The following is a 7048-nucleotide window of genomic DNA, read 5'->3' on the forward strand; positions in this document are numbered from 1 at the left end:
GAAAATTAAGCCTACAATCTCCATCTCTTAAATAGGCCAATATAAAAGCCTCTTTATTATTTAACTTAAAATAACCATTAGTTTATAGGAAATATATGACTAAAAAATCTAAAACAAAAACCGCAAATACCAGCGCGGTAGACACAGGGCGAGGCGTTATAAACCACAATGCGCTAGCGGCAATGGTCACCTCTAAATTATTTAAACCACAAGTAGTTAAAGCTAAAAAAGGCAAAGGCTCGTTTAAACGCAACAACAAGCATTCAGGACAAGAGTCCTATTTAATCGCGGCTTAATTAGCACCGATCAAATAGGGCTTTTGAATATAGTAAGCGAGGTTTTATACCTCGCTTTTACTTTTAGTTCTTTATTATTTTAACTTCCAAGCTACCCTCTAAAAGCGCAGCGCCTCTAAACCTCTTTGTGAATAACAGCCTTTAAAATATGAATGCACAAAGAGAAGAAAAAGAGGAGTAAATGAGCAGACAAAGTCTATTTTTTTAAGTTATATGATATTTCACCACCGTGGCGCTGTGCGCTACACAGAGAAAACAAGAGTAATGGTTAGTCACTGCTCCTTGTTTTCTCCTTCACTTCTCGGTGGTGATTAAGTTACTTGTTTACTAATGCATCCGACTAAATGTAAAAGCGGTGCTTTTAAATGCCAGCAAGCTGCGCGTCCACAGGTGTTTAACTCAAGTTAAAGTATGGTCTGTAGAAGAAACGTGCTCACGTTAGAAGTGTAGTTTTTAACCTTTAAAACTATTATTTTTAACTGTTTGTGATGGGTTTTCACCAAATAGTTGCGTGTAATCTTTAGCAAATTGTCCCGCGTGCCAAAATCCCCAATTGGCTGCTATTACTGAAATGGGCTTATCTTGGTTTGGTTTTTTTAGTTCCCGCCTTACGTTATTTAAGCGTGTTAAACGTAAAAACCGCAAAGGGTTAATTCCTAAAATACTCTCAAAGCTATACTGAAGTGTGCGCCTACTTACAAAGGAAAGCTCGCACAGCTCGGTTATGGTTATTGGGTTTTGTGGATTTGTGGCCACGTAATCTTTTACTTTATCTACTACGGCTTTGCGGTGTTTATAACTTGGCGCAATATTTTGCTGCGTATTGTCTGCTTGTAATAAGTGTAGTGCCAACATGTTTAGCATATCTTGTTGTGATTCGGTTCTAAGTCCAAAGCCCTTGCCTACAACCATGCTATTAATTATTTGTCTTGCCGTTTGCAAAGATGAGTTGCTCACCGATAAACGAGCTGATTGTGCAGATGCCAGGTTTTTCAATGTTACGCCTTGGAGCTGCGCCATATATTCAATTGAGTTCCAATCGATTACCAAACCATAAATATTAAATTGCTCAGGGGTTATCAACTCAAAGTCGTTATCACTGGTACGGCACATAAATTGATTACTTGCCACACTTAAACCATTAATTTTACTTTGCTGTGACTGACAAGGAATGCCGAGCCAAACCGAATTAGGGGCTATGTTACATTGCTGACGAAGCGCTCGCTCAGTGTATTCTTTAAACACATGAATATTGGCGTAATCCGTTTCTTCAATACAACCATAAAAGCTGCCGTCGCTCATTTGATCGTATTTTTGCTGCCATTGAGTAAGGCTATGCGCTTGCTCGTCTATATCGTGTGTTTGCACCTTGCTCTTTAGTGGTGCGTTAAAGCTACTTTGCTGCGCCATATCAGGGATGCTCTTTTTAGTTACACTTTCATTATGCTTAAGTTAACACCGCTTTGCGTGTGTAACCAATTGAATTGGTTTAATAAAGAATCTTTTGCCAAAATTCGATAGTTACTTGGTACAAAATAAGCTGTCTTGTAACTATTCAATATTGATTTATAGCTAAAGATGCAGCAAAACCTATACCAAGGTTGATCATATTAGTTATGTGGAGTAAATCATGGGGCAAGCGTACAGTTACACTTTAGGTACACATACTTATAAATTCAAGAACTTAGCCCAGTTAATGGCTAAAGCTACACCGCAGCGTTCGGGTGATCGCTTAGCGGGCGTAATTGCACAATCAGCACAAGAACGTGCTGTGGCACAAATGACATTGGCGGATATTCCTCTTAAAACATTTTTAAATGAGGTACTTATTCCCTACGAAGATGACGAAATTACACGCTTAATTATTGACGAGCACGATGCAAATGCCTTTATGGCTATTGCACATTTAACCGTAGGCGATTTTCGTAATTGGCTTTTAAGTGACTTTGCAACACCTGCTGTACTTGCAAGTATAAGGCAAGGTATTACGCCGGAAATGGCTGCTGCTGTTAGCAAAATAATGCGCAATCAAGATCTCATATTAATTGCTAAAAAGTGCCATGTTACGAGTGCTTTTAGAAATACTATTGGCCTCCCCGGGCGTTTATCTACACGTTTACAACCAAATCACCCAACTGACGATATTAATGGTATTGCTGCATGCATGCTTGATGGTTTGCTATACGGTAATGGCGATGCAGTAATAGGTATAAACCCTGCAACCGATAACGTTGCCCAAGCCATTAAATTAATGACGTTAATGGATGATGTTATTCAAAAGTACGCCATACCAACCCAAAGCTGCGTGCTCACCCATGTTACTAACACCATTGAATGTATAGAAGCTGGCGCACCGGTTGATTTAGTATTTCAGTCGATTGGTGGCACAGAGGCTACTAATTCAAGTTTTGGTTTTAATTTAAATACCTTAGCTGAAGCGCAAGATGCAGCTTTGAGTTTAAAGCGCGGCACTGTTGGCAATAATGTAATGTATTTTGAAACTGGGCAAGGCAGTTCGCTTTCAGCAAATGCGCATCATGAGCTTGATCAGCAAACGTGTGAAGCTCGCGCTTATGCCGTTGCTCGTAAGTTTAACCCGTTACTGGTTAATACCGTGGTGGGGTTTATTGGCCCTGAATATTTGTTTGATGGTAAAGAAATTACCCGAGCAGGACTTGAGGATCATTTTTGCGCTAAGTTACTAGGTATACCGATGGGATGCGATGTGTGTTACACCAATCATGCAGAGGCTGATCAAAACGATATGGATAACTTGCTTACGCTATTAGGTGTTGCTGGTTGCTCGTTTGTAATGGGAATACCTGGCTCTGACGATATTATGCTTAATTACCAAACTACGTCGTTTCATGATGCATTATATGTTCGCCGTGTACTTGGCTCTAGACCTGCCCCTGAGTTTGAAGCATGGCTAAGCAAAATGAAAATAATGCAAAGCACTTCCGATATTACACTTTCAGATACCTTGCCTCCCGCTTTTGCTAAACCTCTGGGTGCAATTACTGGAGGTGGCTCATGAAATCACGTTTAAAACAGAGCACTCCTTTAGATGACTCAGTAAACAAGCATAAAAATAACGGTAATGTAGTGCACAATCCTTGGAGTGATTTACGCCGTTTTACCGACGCCCGTATTGGGCTTGGGCGTGCGGGTATAAGTTTGCCAACCTCAGAAATGCTGGCTTTTCAGCTATCTCATGCACAAGCGCGCGATGCAGTGAGTTTTCCGCTTGATATTAACGAAATAACTGAGCAAATAGGCAGTATTAGTGCTCTAAAAGAGGTTGCCCCTCCCCTGCATTTACACAGCCAAGCTGTTGACAGGGTTACTTACCTTCAGCGACCCGATTTAGGCCGCAAGCTTGATGAAAATGGTAGGCAAATACTTCTCAGCTATATGAATAAACAAAAGCACACTACGCAGGCTAAATACGATTTAGCGATTGTAGTGGTTGATGGACTCTCCTCGTTGGCGGTACAAAAAAATGCATGCCCATTTATAACAGAGCTATTAGCGCACCTTACAACAGACAAGCAATTTAAAATTGCCCCCATTACTTTGGTTGAACAAGGTCGAGTAGCAATTGGCGACGATATAGGTGAGTTGCTAAATGCGCAGGTGGTTATGGTGTTAATAGGAGAGCGCCCAGGACTTAGTTCGCCAGATAGCCTTGGCTTGTATTTAACATGGGAGCCTAAAACAGGACTTAACGATGCATGTCGTAATTGCATATCGAATATTCGCCCAGCAGGCCTACCTTATACAGAAGCGGCTAGGCGTGCGCTGTACTTATTACGTGAAGCTAAAAAACTAAAACTAACTGGGGTTAATTTAAAAGACCGTACACAAGACGATGTAATTGAGCATCAGGTTTCAACCACTAACTTTTTAATTGCTGAGTAATTCTAATTAAAAATACGTGAAATAAAACAATAAAAACTAAACATCAACGGAGAAGGGTTATGTCTACTAATAATACAGAGTACCTTGCTAAAAGACAGTTAAAACGAGGTACTGCGGGGTGGTTATTACTCGCAGGTTTGGGTGTGTCGTATGTAATATCGGGTGACTTTGCAGGTTGGAACTTTGGTATTGCCGAAGCGGGTTGGGGTGGCTTTGCCATTGCTGCAGTGTTAATGGCAGTTATGTATTTAGTGCTGGTATTGTCGCTTGCTGAAATGTCAGCTGCAATACCTGCAGCAGGCGGTGGTTATAGTTTTGCGCGCCAAGCTATGGGGCCTGCGGGAGGCTATTTAACCGGGCTTGCGGTATTAATTGAATACGCTTTAGCGCCCGCTGCTATTGTTATTTTTATAGGCTCTGCAGTTGAAGCCCTCACCGGATTTAATGGACCATGGGTATATGCATTATTTTACTTACTATTTGTGGGAATTCATTTAGCAGGCGTAGGAGAAGCACTTAAAGTAATGATGGTAATAAGTGGTTTAGCAGTATTAGCTATTATTGCAACGGCTTTTGTTTTAATTACAAATTTTGATGCATCACGCTTATTTGACGTCCCCGTAACCGATGCAGTGGGAGCCAGTGAGTTTTTACCTTTAGGTTGGTACGGGGTTTGGGCTGCATTACCGTTTGCCATGTGGTTATTTTTAGCGGTTGAAGGTGTACCGCTTGCTGCAGAAGAGGCAAAAGATCCCGCTAAAGATGTGCCAAAAGGCATTATTGGTGCAATGATCTTTTTGTTATTTACTGCTTTTTTAGTTGTTGTTTTAGTGCCTGGCGCTGGCGGTGCTGCTGCAATGGGCGCAAGTGCTGTACCTTTGGTTGATGCATTAAATGCATCGGGTAGTGAGGCCTTAGCAACTGTAGTAAATATATTAGGGCTTGCGGGTTTAGTTGCTTCGTTTTTCTCTATTATTTATGGTTATAGTCGCTTAGTGTTTGCTTTATCTAGAGCCGGATATTTATCGCGTTCGTTGTCGATTACAACTAATCGCAAAGTGCCAGCACGTGCGTTGATTGTACCTGCCATATTTGGTTTTTTAGTATCACTCAGTGGCGAGGGTGATTTAATACTTGCAATGGCTGTAGTAGGTGCAACTGTATCGTATGCATTAATGGCGCTGAGCCATATTTTACTACGCGTTAAACAACCTGATTTACCTCGCCCGTATAAAACCCCAGGGGGCGTAGTAACGTCAAGTATTGCTTTAGTGCTTTCGCTTATAGCATTAACGGGTGTGTATGCGTTCGACCCTCGTGCATTTTTATACACTATAATGCTGTTTATTGTGGGCGCCGTATATTACTTTGGCTACAGCTCAAAACACTTAGTTGCTAAAAGCGCTGATGAAGAGTTTGCAATGTTGGCAGATGCAGAATCTGATTTAGAGATGGCTAAGTAAATATTAATAGTTATTATAAGTGAGGCTAGCCCTCACTTATATTTTTATACAAGCAATACGGTGTAAAAATAGTGCATGCATGTAAATATCAAGCCCCTAATCTACTTTATTAATATCATTTAAAGCTAAAACTTTATGCTGCCGCGTAGCGCTTTGTTTTGCCCATGCTTGGTTTTTTTGTCCATGCGCCTTCGCTGTGAATTACGGCTGGGCTTGGTGGCTCGACGCGCTTTATTAACTACCGTAGCACTAAGGATTAAATCCTTTAAACGCTTAAGGGCATCTTCTCTGTTTAGCTCTTGGGTACGGTGGCTTTGCGCTTTAATGATTAAGACGCCGTCTTTGGTAATTCTTGTATCATTTAATGCAAGTAAGCGTTCTTTGTAGAAGTCAGGTAATTTAGAGCGGTTAATGTCAAAACGTAAATGAATTGCACTTGCTACTTTATTAACATTTTGACCACCGGCACCTTGCGAACGAATAGCTGTGAGCTCTAGTTCCCATTCATCGATAGTGACAGCATTTGAAATTGTTAACATTGTGTTCAGCTCTATTTGTCAAAAATACATTATATCATCAGTACATTAGCTTGTGGTGAATCAACTAAATTCTTAGAACTTAAATAAATCCTCATAAATTGTACTATAAATCAGCCAATATTTTATTTTGTGTTGGCAAGTGTTGCTTATTAGTTTCTAATTGGCACTACTTTAATACTAGGAAATGCTCAATGAAAAAAATACTTGTATCACTTAGCTTATTAGCGATGAGTTTCTCAAGCCTTGCAGAGGATATTAACGAAGGTCAACTTCAAAGCTATATGAAAGCACTGCCAGCTGTGACTAGCTGGGCAAGCAGCCAAGAGTCGTTAAAAGACTTAGATTTAGCAAGTATGCTAGGTGGTTCTGCAGATCAAAGTATTGGCGAACAAAGCTCTTTAGCTAACAGTGCATTAAGCATGATTAAAGAACAAGACCTATACAAAAGCTTTGCGAGTGTTACAAACCGTTACGGTTTTACGCCAGAGCAGCTAGTAACTGTAGGTTCTGAAGTATCAATGGCTTATATCGAAAATCTTAAGTCGGGCCTTTCTGCTGATAATCAAGAAACTGCTAATAAAGTAATGGGCGGTTTTCAAAGTATGAAAAGTGCTAAAGATAAAGGCGCTAGCTCATTAATGGGTTCGTTTGGTAAATCGTCAAGCGCAGCTGAGGAGTCTACAGAATCTTTAGTAAGCGAAAACAACCTTGAACTTGTGAGCGAATATATGCCACAACTACAAAAGCTTTTTGCACTTTTATAAGTTTTATTGCTTTAAAAAAAGCGGGCTTATCTAGCCGTGAAATTAAAACGCATAAAAAACGGGGG

General features: G+C 40.5%; 7 protein-coding genes. 5 read left to right on the forward strand and 2 right to left on the reverse strand.

From position 1 onward, the window contains the following. The first annotated feature begins 95 nt into the window (after positions 1–95). Entirely contained in the window at positions 96–296 is a 201-nt protein-coding gene (arfA, locus tag H5072_RS08235) for a ribosome alternative rescue factor ArfA (protein ID WP_182693223.1), read from the forward strand. Positions 297–749: 453 nt separating this feature from the next. Here arfA and H5072_RS08240 read toward each other — a convergent pair whose 3' ends face one another. Continuing rightward, positions 750–1706, reverse strand: a complete 957-nt coding sequence (locus tag H5072_RS08240) for a helix-turn-helix domain-containing protein (protein ID WP_182693224.1) — start codon at positions 1704–1706, stop codon at positions 750–752. 220 nt (positions 1707–1926) lie between these two features. Here H5072_RS08240 and H5072_RS08245 point away from each other — a divergent pair, with 220 nt between their 5' ends. The 3 genes from H5072_RS08245 to eat are packed head-to-tail and all read left to right on the forward strand — an operon-like array spanning position 1927 to position 5680. Next, the gene (locus H5072_RS08245; RefSeq protein ID WP_182693225.1) at positions 1927–3333 is read left to right on the forward strand and encodes an ethanolamine ammonia-lyase subunit EutB; all 1407 of its coding nucleotides are present in this window, start codon (positions 1927–1929) and stop codon (positions 3331–3333) included. After that, positions 3330–4217, forward strand: a complete 888-nt coding sequence (eutC, locus tag H5072_RS08250; RefSeq protein ID WP_182693226.1) for an ethanolamine ammonia-lyase subunit EutC — start codon at positions 3330–3332, stop codon at positions 4215–4217. Before H5072_RS08245 ends, eutC begins: the two co-directional genes overlap by 4 nt. 59 nt (positions 4218–4276) lie before the next feature. Beyond that, entirely contained in the window at positions 4277–5680 is a 1404-nt protein-coding gene (gene eat, locus H5072_RS08255) for an ethanolamine permease (protein WP_182693227.1), read from the forward strand. A gap of 125 nt (positions 5681–5805) precedes the next feature. On the opposite strand, the gene arfB is transcribed toward eat, so the two are convergent. Next, positions 5806–6219, reverse strand: coding sequence for an alternative ribosome rescue aminoacyl-tRNA hydrolase ArfB (gene arfB / locus H5072_RS08260; RefSeq protein ID WP_182693228.1), 414 nt, complete (start codon positions 6217–6219; stop codon positions 5806–5808). A gap of 191 nt (positions 6220–6410) precedes the next feature. Here arfB and H5072_RS08265 point away from each other — a divergent pair, with 191 nt between their 5' ends. Continuing rightward, positions 6411–6983: a short-chain dehydrogenase gene (locus tag H5072_RS08265; RefSeq protein ID WP_182693229.1), complete on the forward strand. Its 573-nt coding sequence runs from the start codon at positions 6411–6413 to the stop codon at positions 6981–6983. Positions 6984–7048 lie beyond the last annotated feature (65 nt).

It is taken from the genome of Pseudoalteromonas sp. SR45-5 (assembly GCF_014163565.1).
Lineage (GTDB): Bacteria > Pseudomonadota > Gammaproteobacteria > Enterobacterales > Alteromonadaceae > Pseudoalteromonas > Pseudoalteromonas distincta.

Coding starts and splice junctions, on each gene's coding strand:
- H5072_RS08245 (WP_182693225.1), top strand. CDS start 1,927: ATGGGGCAAGCGTACAGTTACACTTTAGGTACACATACTTATAAATTC.
- arfA (WP_182693223.1), top strand. CDS start 96: ATGACTAAAAAATCTAAAACAAAAACCGCAAATACCAGCGCGGTAGAC.
- H5072_RS08240 (WP_182693224.1), bottom strand. CDS start 1,706: ATGGCGCAGCAAAGTAGCTTTAACGCACCACTAAAGAGCAAGGTGCAA.
- eutC (WP_182693226.1), top strand. CDS start 3,330: ATGAAATCACGTTTAAAACAGAGCACTCCTTTAGATGACTCAGTAAAC.
- eat (WP_182693227.1), top strand. CDS start 4,277: ATGTCTACTAATAATACAGAGTACCTTGCTAAAAGACAGTTAAAACGA.
- arfB (WP_182693228.1), bottom strand. CDS start 6,219: ATGTTAACAATTTCAAATGCTGTCACTATCGATGAATGGGAACTAGAG.
- H5072_RS08265 (WP_182693229.1), top strand. CDS start 6,411: ATGAAAAAAATACTTGTATCACTTAGCTTATTAGCGATGAGTTTCTCA.